Genomic DNA, 14,539 nt, shown 5'->3' with positions numbered 1-14,539 from the left:
CACAGTTGTGCCGCGACTTCTTACGTAGTTCTCCCCACGACTCTACGGGGCGTAGATCACACCCTCACGCCGAGTCGGTCCCGACGGCCCAGGTGACCCGCCGGTAGGGGCCCGCGCGGGGGCCGCGAGCATGACAGACGCCGACGCCGGCCGGTAGCCTGCTGGGATGGCCGGCGGGGCGATGGCGGGCTCGATGTTCGGGCGCTATGAATTGCGCAGGCTCCTCGGAGTCGGTGGCATGGGTGAGGTCTACGAGGCCTTCGATACGAGCAAGCGGCGGGTGGTCGCGGTGAAAGTGCTCGATCGGCACCTGGCCACCGATCCGACCTATGTCGAGCGGTTCCGGCGGGAGTCGTTCGCGCTGGCCAGCGTGCAGGAACCGCACGTCATCCCCGTGCACGACTGGGGCGAGATCGACGGCGTCCTCTACATCGACATGCGCCTGGTCCGGGGCACCGATCTCAAGGAGCGGCTGCAGCGGCACGGCAGGCTGAGCCCGGCCGAGTCGGTCCAGGTCGTCGAGCAGATCGCGGCCGCCCTGGACGCCGCCCATGACCAGGGCCTGATCCATCGCGACGTCAAACCCGCGAACATCCTGCTGACCGCGAACCTGTTCGCCTACCTGGTGGATTTCGGGATCGCGCACGCAGAGTCCGACCCGCAGCTGACCAGCGCGGGCAGCGCGGTCGGGTCGATGGCGTACATGGCGCCGGAGCGGTTCGACGCCGTGCCGATGACGGCCGCGGTCGACACCTACGCGCTGGCCTGCGTGTTCTACGAGTGCCTGGTGGGGCGGGTGCCGTTCCCGGTGAACAGCCTGCCCGGCGCGATCGGCTCGCACCAGATGGCGCCGCCGCCGCGCCCGAGCACCGTCGACCCGGATCTCGCGGTCTACGACGCGGTCATCGAGCGCGGCATGGCCAAGCGGCCCGGCGATCGCTACGCCACCTCCGGCGACCTGGCCAGGGCTGCGAGGGCCGCGATGGTGCAGGCGGATCGGGACGCGCCGTCCACGGTGTCCGGGCCCGCGGTCGTGCCGCCGCCCGCGCCCGAACCGCCCGCGCCCGCGCCCGCCGACCCGCCGGAGACCGCGCCGTCGCCCGAGGTCGACGGCACCGGCATCCGCGCGTCACCGGGCCGGGCCGGGCCGCCGCGTGCCTCCGGGCCGGTGCCCGTCCCGCCGCGGGCCTCCGGACCGCATCCGGTCCAGGGTGCCGGCGGCCCGGTACCACGGCAGCCCGGTGGGCCCTCCGGCCCGGTGCCGCGGACCTCGGGCCCGCACGCCGTATCCGGGCCGGTCGGGGCGCGCCGGGTGTCCGGCCCGCAGCCGGCCTCCGGTACCGGCCGGGGGACGTATCCGCTTCCGCCGTCCCCGAATTCGGGCGAGGCGCCGGTGCCGCGCGGTCCGGCGTCGGAACGGGACCCGGTGCCGGGCGCGGCCGCGGCGTACCAGGGCGGCGGCGAGGCGTGGCGGCACGCCGTGACGGCGCGGCCCCACCCCACGGTCCAGGACCGCGACCCCGCCTGGGCGGCGCGCAATCACCTGTCGGCTCCCCTGCCCGCGCCGGCCCGTTCCGGCGGCGCGTCCGCGCCCCTGCTGGCCGGGGTGCTCGGCGCGCTCATCGTGATCGCGCTCGTCGGTATCGCGATCGTGGTGCTGCTGACCATGAGCCGCGGCGACGATCGCGCGCAGACCGGGGAGCCCGGGACGGGCACGCAGGAGGTGCCCGCGCCGACGGTCACCGAGGTCACCGGGCCGTCGACCGGCCGGTCGACCGCGCCGACCGCGGCTCCGGAGTCGCCGGAGTCGCCGTTCCAGGGATCGGTGGCGAGCACCGACAGGCAGGGGTTCCTCGCCGACGGCCCGCGCTGCAACGCCGACGATCCCGCCGTCACCATCGCCCGAACTCCCAACTCCGCCATCGTGATCTGCCGGACCGGCGACCACCGGTACTACTACAAGGGCGCCAACAGGAACGGCACCGTCGAGATCGACGATCCCGTGCCCGCGGGCGGCGGGGGATTCACCGCGACCAGGGTCGCCCCCGACGGCACCTTCCGCTACCAGGTCAGCTCGGCGGGCCTGACCATCCTGCAGAACGGTTCGGTGATCGGCAGCGAGGCGATGGCCGAGTTCGCCTTCCGCTGAGCCCCCCCGGGCGGCTAAGTTCCGACAGGGACGAACGAGAGGAAGGTCGGCAACGATGCGGGCAGCCCAGGTGAGCGAATTGGCCGGACCGGAGGCGATCCGGATCGTCGACATCCCCGAACCCACGGTGTATCCCGGCGGGGTCCTGATCGACGTGCACGCGGCGGGCATCGCCTTCCCCGACGTGCTGATGACGCGCGGTCTCTACCAGATGAAGCCCGGCCTGCCGTTCGTCGTCGGCGGCGAGGTCGCGGGGGTCGTGCGCGAGGCGCCGGAGGATTCTCCGCTGCGCCCCGGCGACCGGGTCTGCGCGCTGACCATGCTGGGCAACGCCGTCGCCGAGGTGGCCGTCGCGCCGGCGAACGCGGTGTTCCGGCTGCCCGACAACGTGTCGCTCGAGGCGGGCGCCGGCATCCTGTTCAACGACCTGACCGTGCATTTCTGCCTGCGCAAGCGCGGCAGGCTCGCGCCGGGGGAGACCGTGCTCGTGCACGGCGCCGCGGGCGGTATCGGCACCTCGACCCTGCGGATGGCTCAGGCCCTCGGCGCGGGCCGGGTGATCGCCGTGGTCAGCACCGAGGAGAAGGCGGGCGTCGCCAAGGCCGCAGGCGCCACCGACGTGGTGCTCACCGAGGGTTGGCTCGACGCGGTCAAGGAGCTGACCGGCGGGCGCGGGGTGGACATCGTGCTCGACCCGGTCGGCGGCGACCGCTTCACCGACAGCGTGCGTTCGTTGGCCCAGGGCGGGCGGCTGCTGGTCGTCGGCTTCACCGCGGGCGAGATCCCGACCGTGAAGGTGAACCGGCTGCTGCTCAAGAACGTCGAGGTGGTCGGCGCCGCCTGGGGCGAGTGGGTCATGAGCCATCCGGGTTACCTGGCCGAGCAGTGGGCCGAGGTGGAGCCGCTGCTGGCCTCCGGCGCGATCGCCGCGCCGCAGCCGGTGCTCTACTCCCTCGACCGGGCCGCGGAGGCCGTCGCGGCCCTGGACAACCGGACCGCGACCGGCAAGGTGGTCGTCGGCGTCCGCTGACGTCGGTGCCGCCGGGTACGCTGCGGCGTGCCGGCGGCCGGTCGCCGGTCCGGGGAGAGGTGGGGCCGTGGAACTGTCGGATAGGGTGCTGAATCGCACCCTGCTGTCCCGCCAGCACCTGCTGGAGCGCGCCGCGCTCACCCCCGCGGCGGTCTGCGACGCCCTGATCGGCCTGCAGGCCCAGGACGTCCCGCCGCCGTTCATCGGATTGTGGTCGCGGGTCGTCGATTTCGACCCGGCGACGGTCTCCTCGGCGCTCGAGGACCGGTCGCTGGTGCGGCTCACGTTGATGCGCGGCACGATCCACCTGGTGACGCCGCCGGACGCGCTGCGCATCGCCCCGCACATCCAGCCGGAGGTCGAGAAGATCCCGTTCCGGCCGGGTTTCAACTACGGGGCGATGGTCGGACTCGATCCGGACGAGGTGCGCAGGCACGGCGAGGAGGTCTTCGGGGACGACCCGGTGTCGGCCGCGGACCTGCGCGCCGAGGCCGCCCGCCGTTTCCCCGACCGCGATCCCGGCGCGGTCGCGCAGACCTGGCTCTATCAGCTCCCGGTCCTGCAGACCCCGCCGCGCGGGCGCTGGAAGGACAACTCCCGTCCGGTCTGGTGCCGGGTGGAGCCGTGGCTGGGCGCCCCGCTCGACCCGGGCTACCCACTGGCCGAACTGATCCTGCGCTACCTGCGCGCCTTCGGCCCCGCCACCACCGGCGACATGCAGACCTGGTCCAAGCTGCCCGGCATGAAGGACGCGGTGACGGCGCTGGGCGACCGGGTCCGCACCTACACCGACTCCCGTGGCCGCACCCTCTACGACGCGGCCGACGCCGAACTCGCCGACCCCGACGTCCCCGCGCCGGTGCGGCTGCTCGGCTGGTACGACAACGTGTTCCTGTCCCACCAGGACCGCACCCGCGTCCTCGGCCACGCGGGCGCGCCGGTGATCCGCGCGCGGGCCGCGAACGTCTCCCCGATCCTGGTCGACGGCCTCGCGGCGGGCGTCTACAAGGTGTTCGTCGCGCGTGGCACCGCCCGCCTGCGGATCAGCCCGGCCCGTCCGTGGACGAAAGCCGAAGCCGCCCAGGTCGAATCCGAGGCCGCCGCGCTGCTCGCCTTCCTCGAGGCCGACGCCGCGCGCAGCGTGGAGATCCTCGCGCCGGGCGCGGACGTGCGCCCGTGACACGGCTTTAACCGCCGGGCAACACGGCCTGCCTAGGGTCGGGTCCACGTCGTTCATGGCTGAAACGGACGACCGGCGCCGCCGCATCACGGCGGGCGAACCAGCCGCACACCCGAAGAGGTCTGCGTATGGCACGCCCCGCGTCCGTCGTCGTTCACGATGTCACCGTCTACACCCCCGAGGGCTGGCGGCCCGGCCACGAGGTCGTCGTCCGCGACGGCGTCGTCGCCGCCCTGCGCGCGGGCCCGGAGGACGCGGGCCTGCCCCGGGTGGACGGTGGCGGCGGCTACCTGATCCCCGGTCTGGTCAACACCCATACCCACCTCCAGCAGGCCGTGCTGCGCGGCACCGGCGAGGGTCTGCCGCTGCTGGAGTGGCTGCGCTGCGTCGGCGAGCACACGGTGGCCGCCACCCCCGAACAGAGTTACCTGTCCGCGCTAGCGGGCGGCCTCGAACTGCTGCGCAGCGGCGTGACCACCGTCGTCGAGCACCTGTGGCCCAACCCGTCCGACGCCGTGCACGCGGCGGTGATCCGCGCCCTCGACGAGCTCGGGATCCGGGTCGTCCTCGGCCGAGGGGTCGCCGATCGCGCCGACATCACCCGCAGGTGGGGCCTGGACCCGCGCCTCATGCAGCCCCTCGACGACGCCCTGGCGCACGTGGGCGAACTCGACCGGCGGCTGGCGGGTACCCGCATCACCACCGCGCTGGCCGTGCCCAACCCGCGCTGCCTGACCCCCGAGGGCATGGCCGCGGTCGGCGAGTACGCCGCCGCCACCGGCAAGACGGTGTCGATCCACGTCCTCGAGACCACCACGGACGAGGAGATGTGCCGGACGCACGCGGGCGTCGGGGCGGTCGACTACCTCGACGCGGGCGGCCTGCTCGGGCCGCGCACCCTGGCGGTGCACTGCGTCCACCTCGACGCTGCGGGGCGTTCGCGTTTCGCCGAACGCGGTGTCACGGTGTCCTACAACCCCGTCAGCAACATGCGCCTCGGCAGCGGCGTCGCGCCGGTGCCCGAGATGCTGGCGGCGGGCATCCCCGTCACCCTGGGCGTCGACGGTGCCGCCAGCAACGACACCCAGGACATGCTGCTGAGCCTGCGCCTCGGCGCCTACCTCCAGCGGGCCGCGCACCGGAAGGCCGACCTGCTCGGCTTCGCCGACATGCTGCACATGGCGACCGGCGCCGCGGGGCGCGTGCTGGGGCGCGCCGCCCACACCGGCGTCGCGGTCGGCGACCCGGCCGACCTCGTGCTGCTGCGCTTCGACCGGGACTTCGCCTGCCTGCCCGTTCACGACCCCGGTGCCACCCTGCTGACGACGGCTTCGCCCCGGGTGATCGACAGCGTGTGGGTCGCCGGCGAGGCCGTGATCCGCGACGGCCGCAGCACCCGGGTCGACGCCGACGAGCTGACGCGGCGCCTGATCAGCATGTGATGACTGTTAATCAGCGCGAAACAGCTTCAGCATTGCATGTAATCCAGGGCAGTAAGACTGATTTCACACACGAGTTGCACGCACACACCGGAAGGGGTGACCATCGGTGACGCTCTACGACACCGTCAACGACGCCGACGCGCGCACACTGCTGACCGGGCTGGAGGTCTCCTTCGCCGGCGTCGGCAAGCGCTACGACGGACCGGAGGGCACCCTGGCCCTCGCCGACATCGACCTCGACATCGCCGCGGGCGAATTCGTCGCCGTGGTCGGGCCGTCCGGCTGCGGCAAATCCACGCTGCTGCGGCTGGCCGCCGGTCTCGAACAGGTCAGCGCGGGCGCGGTCGCGGTCCGCACGGAATCGATCGGCTTCATCTTCCAGGAGGCCACGCTCCTGCCCTGGCGGTCGGTGCGCCGCAACGTCGAGCTGTCGGCCGAGCTGGCCGGCGTCGACCGCCGGACCCGGCGCGCCCGCGCCGAGGCCGCGCTGGACAAGGTCGGGCTCGCCGATTTCGCCGGACAGCTGCCCAGCCGCCTGTCGGGTGGCATGCGGATGCGGGTGTCGCTGGCCAGGGCGCTGTCGCTGGAACCGCGGCTGATGCTCCTGGACGAACCGTTCGGCGCGCTCGACGAGATGACCCGGCTGACCATGCAGGAGGAACTGCTCCGCCTCTACGCCGACAACCGGTTCACCGCCCTGTTCATCACCCACTCGGTCTCCGAGGCGGTGTTCCTGGCCTCCCGCGTGGTCGTCATGTCGGCCCGGCCGGGGCGGGTCCACGAGGTGATCGAGGTCGACCTGCCCTATCCGCGCGAGCGGGCCGTGCGGTTCGACCCGGCCTTCACCGCCCTCACCGCCCGGATCTCGGACTCGCTGAAGGAGGCTCGCTGATGGTGAGCATCACCGCCCGCCCCGCCGTGACCGTCCCCGTGCGCCGCGTCCCCCGGCCCGACCTCAGGAAGGCGGCCCGCGCCACGCTCGCGCCCGTGCTCTCGGTCGGCCTCGCCCTCGGCGCCTGGTACGCGGTGTCGATGCTGGTACTCAGCCCACAGCGGCGCTTCCTGCTGCCGCCGCCGCACACCGTGCTCGCCGAGTCGTTCGGTAACCCGAAGACCGTCGAGACCATGCTGCACGCGCTCGCGGTCACCGCCCGGGTCGCGGTGACCGGCCTCGGCCTGGCCGCCGTGCTCGGCGTCGCGATCGCGGTGCTGATGAGCCAGGCCAAGCCGATCGAGAACGTCGTCTACCCCTACGCGGTCGTCCTGCAGGCGATTCCGGTGCTCGCGGTGGTCCCGCTGATCGGCCTCTGGCTCGGTTACGGCTTCGCCGCGCGCACCACCGTCTGCGTGCTCATCGCCATCCACCCGATCATCGCCATGACGCTGTTCGGCATCAAATCCGTCGACCGCAACCTGCGCGAACTGTTCACCCTCGGCCGCGCGGGCCGCGCGCGGCGGCTGTGGTCGCTGGAACTGCCCGCCGCCCTGCCCTCCATCCTGACCGGACTGCGGACCGCCGCCGGCCTCTCGGTCACCGGCGCGATCATCGGCGACATGTTCTTCGCGCAGGGCAAGCCCGGCATCGGCACCCTGCTCGACACCTACCGTGCCCGCCTGCAATCCGAGGACCTCATCGCCGCGCTGCTGCTCGCCGCGCTGTTCGGTGTCCTGGTCTTCGCCGTCTTCACCGTCGTCCAGAAGATCACCGTCGGTCGCTGGCACACCTCCGCCCACTAGCTAGGACTCGCCATGAAGAAGCCGAACACCCTGCGCCGCCTCGGCGCGGCGGCCGCCGCCGTGCTGCTGGCAGGCACCGTGGCCGCCTGCTCCGGCGACGCCGACCCCGCCGCCCCGGTCGCCCTCGACCCGGCGCCCGCCGACCAGCGGCTCGACGGGCTGTGCCCGGACACCGTCGCCGTGCAGCTGCAGTGGTCGCCGGAGACCGACTCCGGCCCGATCTTCGGCCTGCTCGGCCCCGGCTACACCGTCGACGCCGACAACAACAAGATCACCGGTCCGCTGGTGACCGGCGGCCGCGACACCGGCGTGAAGCTCGAGATCCGCGCGGGCGGACCGGCCATCGGCTTCCAGACCGTGCCCTCCCAGATGTACGTGGACCCCGGGATCACCCTGGGCCTAGCCCATTCCGAACACGCGGTCGCCGCCGCCGCGAAGCAGCCGATCGTCGCGGTCACCACCCTGCTGCGCGGCAGCCCGCAGATGCTCATGTGGGACCCGGCGGCCCATCCCGACTGGCGCGGCATCGCCGACATCGGCCGCTCGGGCAAGCCGATCGTGGTGTCCAAGGGGCAGATGTACCCGGACTGGCTGGTCGCGCGCGGCCTGGTGAAACCCGAACAGATCGACGCCTCCTACGACAACTCCCCGTCCCGCTTCGTCGGCGACTCCTCCCTCGCCCAGCAGGGATTCGCCAACGCCGAGCCGTTCACCTACGAACACGAGGTCCGGGCGTGGGGGAAGCCGGTGGCGTACCAGCTGCTGCGCGACGTCGGTTACGAGGGCTACGCCCGCACCGTCACCGTGCGCGCCGACCGCGTCGACGAACTGCGACCCTGCCTGCGGCGTCTCGTGCCGATGATCCAGCGCGCCACCGCCGACTTCCGCGCCGACCCGTCGCGGGTCGACGCCGTCGTGGTCGACGTCGTCGCGAAGAACCCCAAGCTCACCCCCTACAGCGCCGAACTCGCCGCCTTCGGCAGCCGTGCCCTCATCGACGGCGGCCTGATCGGCAACGACACCGACGGTGTCCTCGGCAGTTTCGACACCGCCCGCATGCAGCGGGTCATCGACGAGTTCGCGCCCATCCTGCGCAAGGGCGGCGCCGACGTACCGGCGGGCCTGCGCGCCGACCAGCTCGTCACCACCGAATTCCTCGACCGCGGCATCGCCGTCACCGGATAGGAGCGCCCATGACCACCGACTACGACCTGTCCGAAGTCGCCCGCGAACAGCAGATGGGCGGCCTCGGCACCGAGACCGACACCCGGGAGATCCGCGTCATCGATCTCACCGACTTCGAGGGCAGGCGCGCCGAGATCGCCGGGGAGCTGTGGGACGCGGCCACCGAGATCGGCTTCTTCCAGCTCGCCGGGCACGGCATCCCCCAGGACCTCGTCGACGAGATGTTCGCCGCCACCGCCGGATTCTTCTCGCTGCCCGAGGCGGTCAAGGCGCGGTATCCCCTGGTCAAGGCCGACAACGCGGGCTGGGAGAGCCTGAGTCAGGTGCGGCCCTCGATCGGCGTGCCGGATCAGAAGGAGTCCTATCAGGTCACCCGGCCGCACATGGAGGGCCGCTGGCCGACCGAGGCCGAACTCCCCGGATTCCGTTCCCGCGTCCTGGATTTCGAGCGGCGTTGCTGGACCGTCGCCATGCGGGTGCTGTCCTGCTTCGCCGACCGTCTCGGCCTCGACCGCGAACACTTCACCGCCGCACACGATCCCGCCTCCCCGCAGTACCAGAGCACCCTGCGCCTGCTGCACTACTTCGCGGTGCCGGAGGAACTGCGCGGGGTCCCCGGCCGCTGGCGGGCGGGCGCGCACACCGACTTCGACTGCCTCACCCTGCTGTTCCAGCGCGACGGGCAGGGCGGGCTGCAGGTGTGCCCCGGCAAGGAGATGGCCGAGCAGGAGTGGACCTCCATCACCCCGTCGTCGAGCCTGATCACCTGCAACATCGGCGACATGCTGACCCGGTGGAGCGACGACGCCCTCCCGTCGAACTTCCACCGCGTGCGCAGCCCCGGCGAGGGCGAGTACCAGGGCGAGCGCTACAGCATCGCCTACTTCGCCCAGGCCGACCGCGACGCGGTCATCCAGGGACCCGGCGGCAAGTACCCGCCGGTGACCGCCGCCGACTTCCTCGACGCGCGGGTCAGGGCCAACTACCGCCCCCGGGGATAATCCCCCCATCGACACGGAAGGGATCGGCACATGACCGACGACAGCTCCTCATCGCTGCTCGGGCAGTCGGTGCACCGGCAGATCCGCGGGATGGTCCTTTCCGGCGAGCTGACCCCGGGGCAACCGCTCAGCGTGCCCGCGCTGGCGGCTCGGCTCGGGGTCAGCCGCAGCCCGGTCCGCGAGGCGGTGCAACAGCTGATCCACGAGGGGCTCGCGATCAGCGCACCGCACGCGGGCGCGAAGGTGGCCGCCGTCGACGACGACCGCATCCGGGACGTGCTCGCCGTGCGCGCCGTCCTGGACGGGCTCGCCGCGGCGGCGGCCGCCACCCGGCTCACCGAGGCCGACCTGGACGAGCTGGGCGGCATCCTCGCCGCCCAGGAGGCGCACCTCGCCGACGCGCCCGACCCGGCCCGCGACGCCGCGCTCGACCTGGAATTCCACACTTTCCTGCGCGACGCCTCCGGCAACACCTGCGTCGCCGAGGAACTGGCCCGCCTCGAGGCCCAGGCACACCTCTACCGCGGCGACCTGTGGTGCTCGGCCCGCAACCGCCGCGTCGCCCTGCGCGAACACCGCCGCATCGTCGAGGCCCTCGAGTCCGGCCACCCCGAGTCCGCCCGCGCGGCCGCCGAAGCCCACGTCCACGGCCTGCTCACCCGCCTCGGCCGGGCCTGACCGGCGCTCAGCGCGGCTCGCGGTAGGCCGGCGCCTTGGCGGTGCCCGCCGGGGTGAGCGTGCGCAGCAGGGGCATGGACCGGCGGGGGACCACCGTGGACAGCACGATGACACTGTGCGAGCGCACCACCGAGCCGGTCCGATCGATGCTGAGCAGCACCGCCTGGAGCCCGGCGTGCGAGTCCGCGCCGATCCGGCACAGCACGTCGCCGGAACCCGTCGTCGCGTAGGCCTCGAGGACGCCGGGCATGGCGTCGAGTTCGGCGGTCACCGCGTCGAGCGCGCCCTGGGCGATCTCCAGGGTGACGAACGCCTGCACGTCGAACCCGGCCGCGGTGACGTCGATCTGCGGATCGTAGGAGGCGATCACCCCGGACTGCTCCATCCGGTTGATCCGGGCCTGCACGGTCGCCCTCGCCACCTTCGTCTGCCGGGACAGCTCGAGGATCCCGGCCCGCTGATGCTCGTGCATCGCGGTGAGGATGGCCAGATCCAATTCGTCGAGGGCGTGCATCTTCGACCTCCGTGGCGTCGTTGCCTGCTATTCAAATTGTCCACCAATTCCGCCGAACCGCTGGGCGCTCGCGGCAGTGTGTCCAGGCCGATGCTCCTCTGTTGCCGAGTTCTCGGCCGGTCGGCTTCCCTTGGGTATGACCATCGAGCAGCAGCTGGTCGGCCTGGTCGACCACGACGACAGCACCGACCCGTTCCCGGTGATCGGCTGGGACGCGCTGGTGTGGGTGGTCGGCAACGCCACGCAGACCGCCCACTATCTGGAATCGGCGTTCGGGATGCGGCTCGAGGCGTACTCGGGCCCCGAGACCGGCAATCGCGACCACAAGTCGTTCGTCCTGCGCAGCGGGAGCGCCCGGTTCGTCGTCCAGGGCGCGGTCGATCCGGACAGCCCGCTGGTCGCCCACCACGACCGGCACGGCGACGGGGTGGTCGACATCGCCCTCGAGGTCCCCGACGTGGACCGCTGCATCGACTGGGCCCGCGCGCACGGCGCGACGGTCCTGGTCGAACCGCACGACGAGGCGGACGATTTCGGCGTCGTCCGGTCGGCGGCGCTGGCCACCTACGGCGAGACCCGGCACACCCTGGTCGACCGCTCCGGCTACTACGGCCCGTACCTGCCCGGGTATGTCGCGCGCCGGTCCGGCTACCAGCCGCGGCCCGGCGGCCCCTCCCGGTTGTTCCAGGCCATCGACCACGTCGTCGGCAACGTCGAGCTCGGCCGCATGGACCAGTGGGTCGAGTTCTACCGCCGCGTCATGGGATTCACCAACATGGCCGAGTTCGTCGGCGACGACATCGCCACCGAGTACTCCGCCCTCATGAGCAAGGTGGTCGCCAACGGCAACCACCGGGTGAAGTTCCCGCTCAACGAACCCGCGGTCGGGCGCAAGAAGTCCCAGATCGACGAGTACCTGGAGTTCTATCGCGGGCCGGGCGTCCAGCACATCGCCCTGGCCACCTCCGACATCCTGGCCACCGTCGACGCCCTGCGCACCGAGGGCGTCGAATTCCTGGCCACCCCGGACACCTACTACTCCGACCCCGACCTGCGCGCCCGTATCGGCCGGGTCCGCGTCCCGGTCGCCGAACTCCAGCGGCGCGGCATCCTGGTCGACCGCGACGAGGACGGCTACCTGCTGCAGATCTTCTGCAAACCGGTCACCGATCGCCCGACCGTGTTCTTCGAGATCATCGAGCGGCACGGGTCACTCGGCTTCGGAAAAGGCAACTTCAAGGCACTTTTCCAGGCGATCGAGCGCGAACAGGAGGCGCGCGGGAATCTGTAGGGCCGTGGCGATCTGGGTAGAGTTGCGGCCATGCGGATCCTGCCTGCTCTCCTCGCCGGAACGGCTTGTGTGCTGAGCCTGACCGCGTGCGGTACCGGCGGCGACGATTCCGCGGGGCCGGCCAGGCCGGTGCCGCGGGTGGTGGCCCTCGGGCCGTTCGCCGGCGAGTGCGGGCACGTCACCGACGACGAGGTACGCGACCTCGCCGGGCTCGGCCAGATCTCGGGGTCGTTCAAGAACGCGGTCGGCTGCAATTGGCAGTCCTTCGGGCAGGGCTCACCGAGTGTCACCTTCGCCTCGTATCGGGGCAGCCCGATCGACCGGGAGAAGGCCTGGGTCTCCACCAACGGCCGCGCGCCCGAGTCGATCACCGTCGGGGGCAAACCGGGCTTCGCCGCACTCGACCCGCGCGGGCGCATCTGCGACCTGGCGGTACAGCTCGGCGACGACTTCTTCGAGTGGTCCACGTCCTACGGCAGCTTCGGCGCGGTCGGGGGCAACCCGTGCGACCGCAGCCGCAAACTCGCCGAACTGACCGTGCAGCGGCTGGGGGGATGACGATGATCGGACGACGGGCGGCCGCGGCGCTCGGCTGCGCCGGGCTGTTGATCGGGGTGGCGACCGGCTGCGGCCGGACCGTGCCGGGGAACCCGCAGCCGGTCGGTTCCGGCCAGCAGGTGAATGTGAAGTTCGACAAACTCCTGCGCGAGTGTGAGGTGGTCTCGGCCCAGCAGATCGAGGACGCGGTCGGCAAAGGTACCTCGCCGGAGTTCTCGTTCTTCGGCGCGGTCTGCATGTGGGACCTGATCGGGGCGCCCGGCGGCGACGGCATGGCCACCCTGGCCTGGTACGAGAACGGCAACCTGCGTAACGAGCGCAGCACGTACGACAAGCTGAAGTACACCACCGAGAACATCACCGTCCAGGGCACTCTCGCGCTGCAGATCCGCCGCCCGAACGACGGCGACTCGTGCGGGGTGAGCGCCGCGGCCGCGGACACCGGCGTCATCAGCTGGTGGATCAACTACCGGCCCGGTTCGGGGCACCCGAACCCCTGCGACGCGGCGAAGAAGCTGGTGGAACTCACCTTGAACCTGGCGCGTTAGAACTCTTGACCGACCACCCCGCTTTGACCCTCGAACGGACACGCGGGTATCGTGGATCGCTGTGCCCGGATTGTGACGGGCAAGTTCGTGCGTGAACGTAGGCCAGCGAAAGCGGCTGACCGTTCCAGCGTGCCCGGAAAACGGGGCCTGAGCTGCGCGCGACACGCCCGACCGCGGGTCAACAGAAACGTGGCTGGACGTGCGAGTGAAAGCTCGATGAACACAGAAGTGATCTCCGCGCGAGCGGGGATGAGACGTTCCGACAGCCGCAATAACCAATAAGGAAAGCCGGTCTATGCCAACCATCAACCAGCTGGTCCGCAAGGGTCGCCGCGACAAGGTCGCCAAGACCAAGACTGCGGCCCTCAAGGGGAGCCCGCAGCGTCGTGGCGTGTGCACCCGCGTGTACACCACGACCCCGAAGAAGCCGAACTCCGCGCTGCGTAAGGTCGCGCGCGTTCGCCTGACCAGCTCGGTCGAGGTCACGGCGTACATCCCGGGCGAGGGCCACAACCTGCAGGAGCACTCGATGGTGCTCGTCCGCGGCGGTCGTGTGAAGGACCTTCCGGGTGTCCGTTACAAGATCATCCGTGGCTCGCTCGACACCCAGGGTGTGAAGAACCGCAAGCAGGCTCGCAGCCGCTACGGCGCCAAGAAGGAGAAGAGCTGATATGCCGCGCAAGGGCCCCGCACCCAAGCGTCCGCTGATCAACGACCCGGTCTACGGGTCGCCGCTGGTCACCCAGCTGGTCAACAAGATCCTGCTGGACGGCAAGAAGTCCACCGCCGAGCGCATCGTCTACGGCGCCCTCGAGCAGGCTCGCGAGAAGACCGGCACCGACCCGGTCGTCACCCTCAAGCGCGCGCTGGACAACGTCAAGCCCGCCCTCGAGGTGAAGCCCCGCCGTGTCGGTGGCGCCACCTACCAGGTGCCGGTCGAGGTCCGTCCGGGCCGCGCCAACACCCTGGCGCTGCGCTGGCTGGTCAACTTCTCCCGCGCCCGTCGTGAGAAGACCATGGTCGAGCGTCTGGCCAACGAGCTGCTCGACGCGAGCAACGGTCTCGGTGCCTCGGTGAAGCGTCGCGAGGACACCCACAAGATGGCCGAGTCCAACCGGGCGTTCGCGCACTACCGCTGGTGATTTCGGCCCGGCCTCCGGCCGGGTTGATCACAGTCGGGGGCGGCGCCGCACCATCGGCGCCGCCGCCGGCAAACACACAGTGAT

Annotated in this window: 15 protein-coding genes; 14 read left to right on the top strand and 1 reads right to left on the bottom strand. The window is 71.6% G+C overall.

Translation table 11 applies throughout. From position 1 onward, the window contains the following. The first annotated feature begins 166 nt into the window (after positions 1-166). From ON36_RS36395 to ON36_RS24790, 9 genes are all read left to right on the top strand, one after another. Positions 167-2,149 (top strand): serine/threonine-protein kinase, encoded by a 1,983-nt coding sequence (locus ON36_RS36395; protein ID WP_052314323.1) that lies wholly within the window; start codon positions 167-169, stop codon positions 2,147-2,149. A 55-nt stretch (positions 2,150-2,204) separates the two neighbouring features. After that, positions 2,205-3,179 carry an NADPH:quinone oxidoreductase family protein gene (locus ON36_RS24825; protein ID WP_043658378.1) on the top strand — a complete coding sequence of 325 codons (975 nt, stop codon included), beginning with the start codon at positions 2,205-2,207 and terminating at the stop codon, positions 3,177-3,179. 67 nt (positions 3,180-3,246) lie between these two features. Further along, positions 3,247-4,359, top strand: coding sequence for a winged helix DNA-binding domain-containing protein (locus tag ON36_RS24820; protein ID WP_043658376.1), 1,113 nt, complete (start codon positions 3,247-3,249; stop codon positions 4,357-4,359). Positions 4,360-4,487: 128 nt separating this feature from the next. After that, the gene (locus ON36_RS24815; RefSeq protein WP_043658374.1) at positions 4,488-5,801 is read left to right on the top strand and encodes an amidohydrolase family protein; all 1,314 of its coding nucleotides are present in this window, start codon (positions 4,488-4,490) and stop codon (positions 5,799-5,801) included. 106 nt (positions 5,802-5,907) lie between these two features. After that, positions 5,908-6,693, top strand: coding sequence for an ABC transporter ATP-binding protein (locus ON36_RS24810; protein ID WP_043658373.1), 786 nt, complete (start codon positions 5,908-5,910; stop codon positions 6,691-6,693). Next, entirely contained in the window at positions 6,693-7,538 is an 846-nt protein-coding gene (locus ON36_RS24805; RefSeq protein WP_083885387.1) for an ABC transporter permease, read from the top strand. Before ON36_RS24810 ends, ON36_RS24805 begins: the two co-directional genes overlap by 1 nt. A gap of 12 nt (positions 7,539-7,550) precedes the next feature. Beyond that, entirely contained in the window at positions 7,551-8,723 is a 1,173-nt protein-coding gene (locus ON36_RS24800; RefSeq protein ID WP_043658372.1) for a periplasmic binding family protein, read from the top strand. A gap of 8 nt (positions 8,724-8,731) precedes the next feature. After that, entirely contained in the window at positions 8,732-9,724 is a 993-nt protein-coding gene (locus tag ON36_RS24795; RefSeq protein ID WP_043658370.1) for an isopenicillin N synthase family dioxygenase, read from the top strand. A gap of 30 nt (positions 9,725-9,754) precedes the next feature. Continuing rightward, positions 9,755-10,402 (top strand): GntR family transcriptional regulator, encoded by a 648-nt coding sequence (locus ON36_RS24790; protein ID WP_043658368.1) that lies wholly within the window; start codon positions 9,755-9,757, stop codon positions 10,400-10,402. A gap of 7 nt (positions 10,403-10,409) precedes the next feature. Here ON36_RS24790 and ON36_RS24785 read toward each other — a convergent pair whose 3' ends face one another. Beyond that, positions 10,410-10,916, bottom strand: coding sequence for an Lrp/AsnC family transcriptional regulator (locus ON36_RS24785; protein WP_043658366.1), 507 nt, complete (start codon positions 10,914-10,916; stop codon positions 10,410-10,412). 136 nt (positions 10,917-11,052) lie between these two features. Here ON36_RS24785 and hppD point away from each other — a divergent pair, with 136 nt between their 5' ends. The 5 genes from hppD to rpsG all read left to right on the top strand — a co-directional run bounded on the left by hppD (position 11,053) and on the right by rpsG (position 14,455). Then, positions 11,053-12,207: a 4-hydroxyphenylpyruvate dioxygenase gene (gene hppD, locus ON36_RS24780; protein ID WP_043658364.1), complete on the top strand. Its 1,155-nt coding sequence runs from the start codon at positions 11,053-11,055 to the stop codon at positions 12,205-12,207. A 30-nt stretch (positions 12,208-12,237) separates the two neighbouring features. Continuing rightward, positions 12,238-12,765, top strand: a complete 528-nt coding sequence (locus tag ON36_RS24775) for a DUF3558 domain-containing protein (RefSeq protein ID WP_043658363.1) — start codon at positions 12,238-12,240, stop codon at positions 12,763-12,765. Between the two features lie 2 nt (positions 12,766-12,767). Further along, positions 12,768-13,313 (top strand): DUF3558 domain-containing protein, encoded by a 546-nt coding sequence (locus ON36_RS24770; RefSeq protein ID WP_043658361.1) that lies wholly within the window; start codon positions 12,768-12,770, stop codon positions 13,311-13,313. Between the two features lie 295 nt (positions 13,314-13,608). After that, complete coding sequence (rpsL, locus tag ON36_RS24765; RefSeq protein WP_039801925.1) at positions 13,609-13,983, top strand: 30S ribosomal protein S12; 375 nt, start codon at positions 13,609-13,611, stop codon at positions 13,981-13,983. Between the two features lies 1 nt (position 13,984). Then, positions 13,985-14,455 (top strand): 30S ribosomal protein S7, encoded by a 471-nt coding sequence (gene rpsG / locus ON36_RS24760; RefSeq protein ID WP_040798748.1) that lies wholly within the window; start codon positions 13,985-13,987, stop codon positions 14,453-14,455. Positions 14,456-14,539 lie beyond the last annotated feature (84 nt).

The sequence above is a fragment of the Nocardia thailandica NBRC 100428 genome (assembly GCF_000308795.1).
Classification (GTDB): Bacteria; Actinomycetota; Actinomycetes; order Mycobacteriales; family Mycobacteriaceae; genus Nocardia; species Nocardia thailandica.
Note: the sequence above shows the minus strand (reverse complement) of the source record. Positions and strands in the feature narration are given on the sequence as shown.

Coding starts and splice junctions, on each gene's coding strand:
- ON36_RS24800 (WP_043658372.1), top strand. CDS start 7,551: ATGAAGAAGCCGAACACCCTGCGCCGCCTCGGCGCGGCGGCCGCCGCC.
- ON36_RS36395 (WP_052314323.1), top strand. CDS start 167: ATGGCCGGCGGGGCGATGGCGGGCTCGATGTTCGGGCGCTATGAATTG.
- ON36_RS24815 (WP_043658374.1), top strand. CDS start 4,488: ATGGCACGCCCCGCGTCCGTCGTCGTTCACGATGTCACCGTCTACACC.
- ON36_RS24785 (WP_043658366.1), bottom strand. CDS start 10,916: ATGCACGCCCTCGACGAATTGGATCTGGCCATCCTCACCGCGATGCAC.
- ON36_RS24775 (WP_043658363.1), top strand. CDS start 12,238: ATGCGGATCCTGCCTGCTCTCCTCGCCGGAACGGCTTGTGTGCTGAGC.
- ON36_RS24805 (WP_083885387.1), top strand. CDS start 6,693: ATGGTGAGCATCACCGCCCGCCCCGCCGTGACCGTCCCCGTGCGCCGC.
- ON36_RS24795 (WP_043658370.1), top strand. CDS start 8,732: ATGACCACCGACTACGACCTGTCCGAAGTCGCCCGCGAACAGCAGATG.
- ON36_RS24790 (WP_043658368.1), top strand. CDS start 9,755: ATGACCGACGACAGCTCCTCATCGCTGCTCGGGCAGTCGGTGCACCGG.
- rpsL (WP_039801925.1), top strand. CDS start 13,609: ATGCCAACCATCAACCAGCTGGTCCGCAAGGGTCGCCGCGACAAGGTC.
- ON36_RS24825 (WP_043658378.1), top strand. CDS start 2,205: ATGCGGGCAGCCCAGGTGAGCGAATTGGCCGGACCGGAGGCGATCCGG.
- hppD (WP_043658364.1), top strand. CDS start 11,053: ATGACCATCGAGCAGCAGCTGGTCGGCCTGGTCGACCACGACGACAGC.
- rpsG (WP_040798748.1), top strand. CDS start 13,985: ATGCCGCGCAAGGGCCCCGCACCCAAGCGTCCGCTGATCAACGACCCG.
- ON36_RS24770 (WP_043658361.1), top strand. CDS start 12,768: ATGATCGGACGACGGGCGGCCGCGGCGCTCGGCTGCGCCGGGCTGTTG.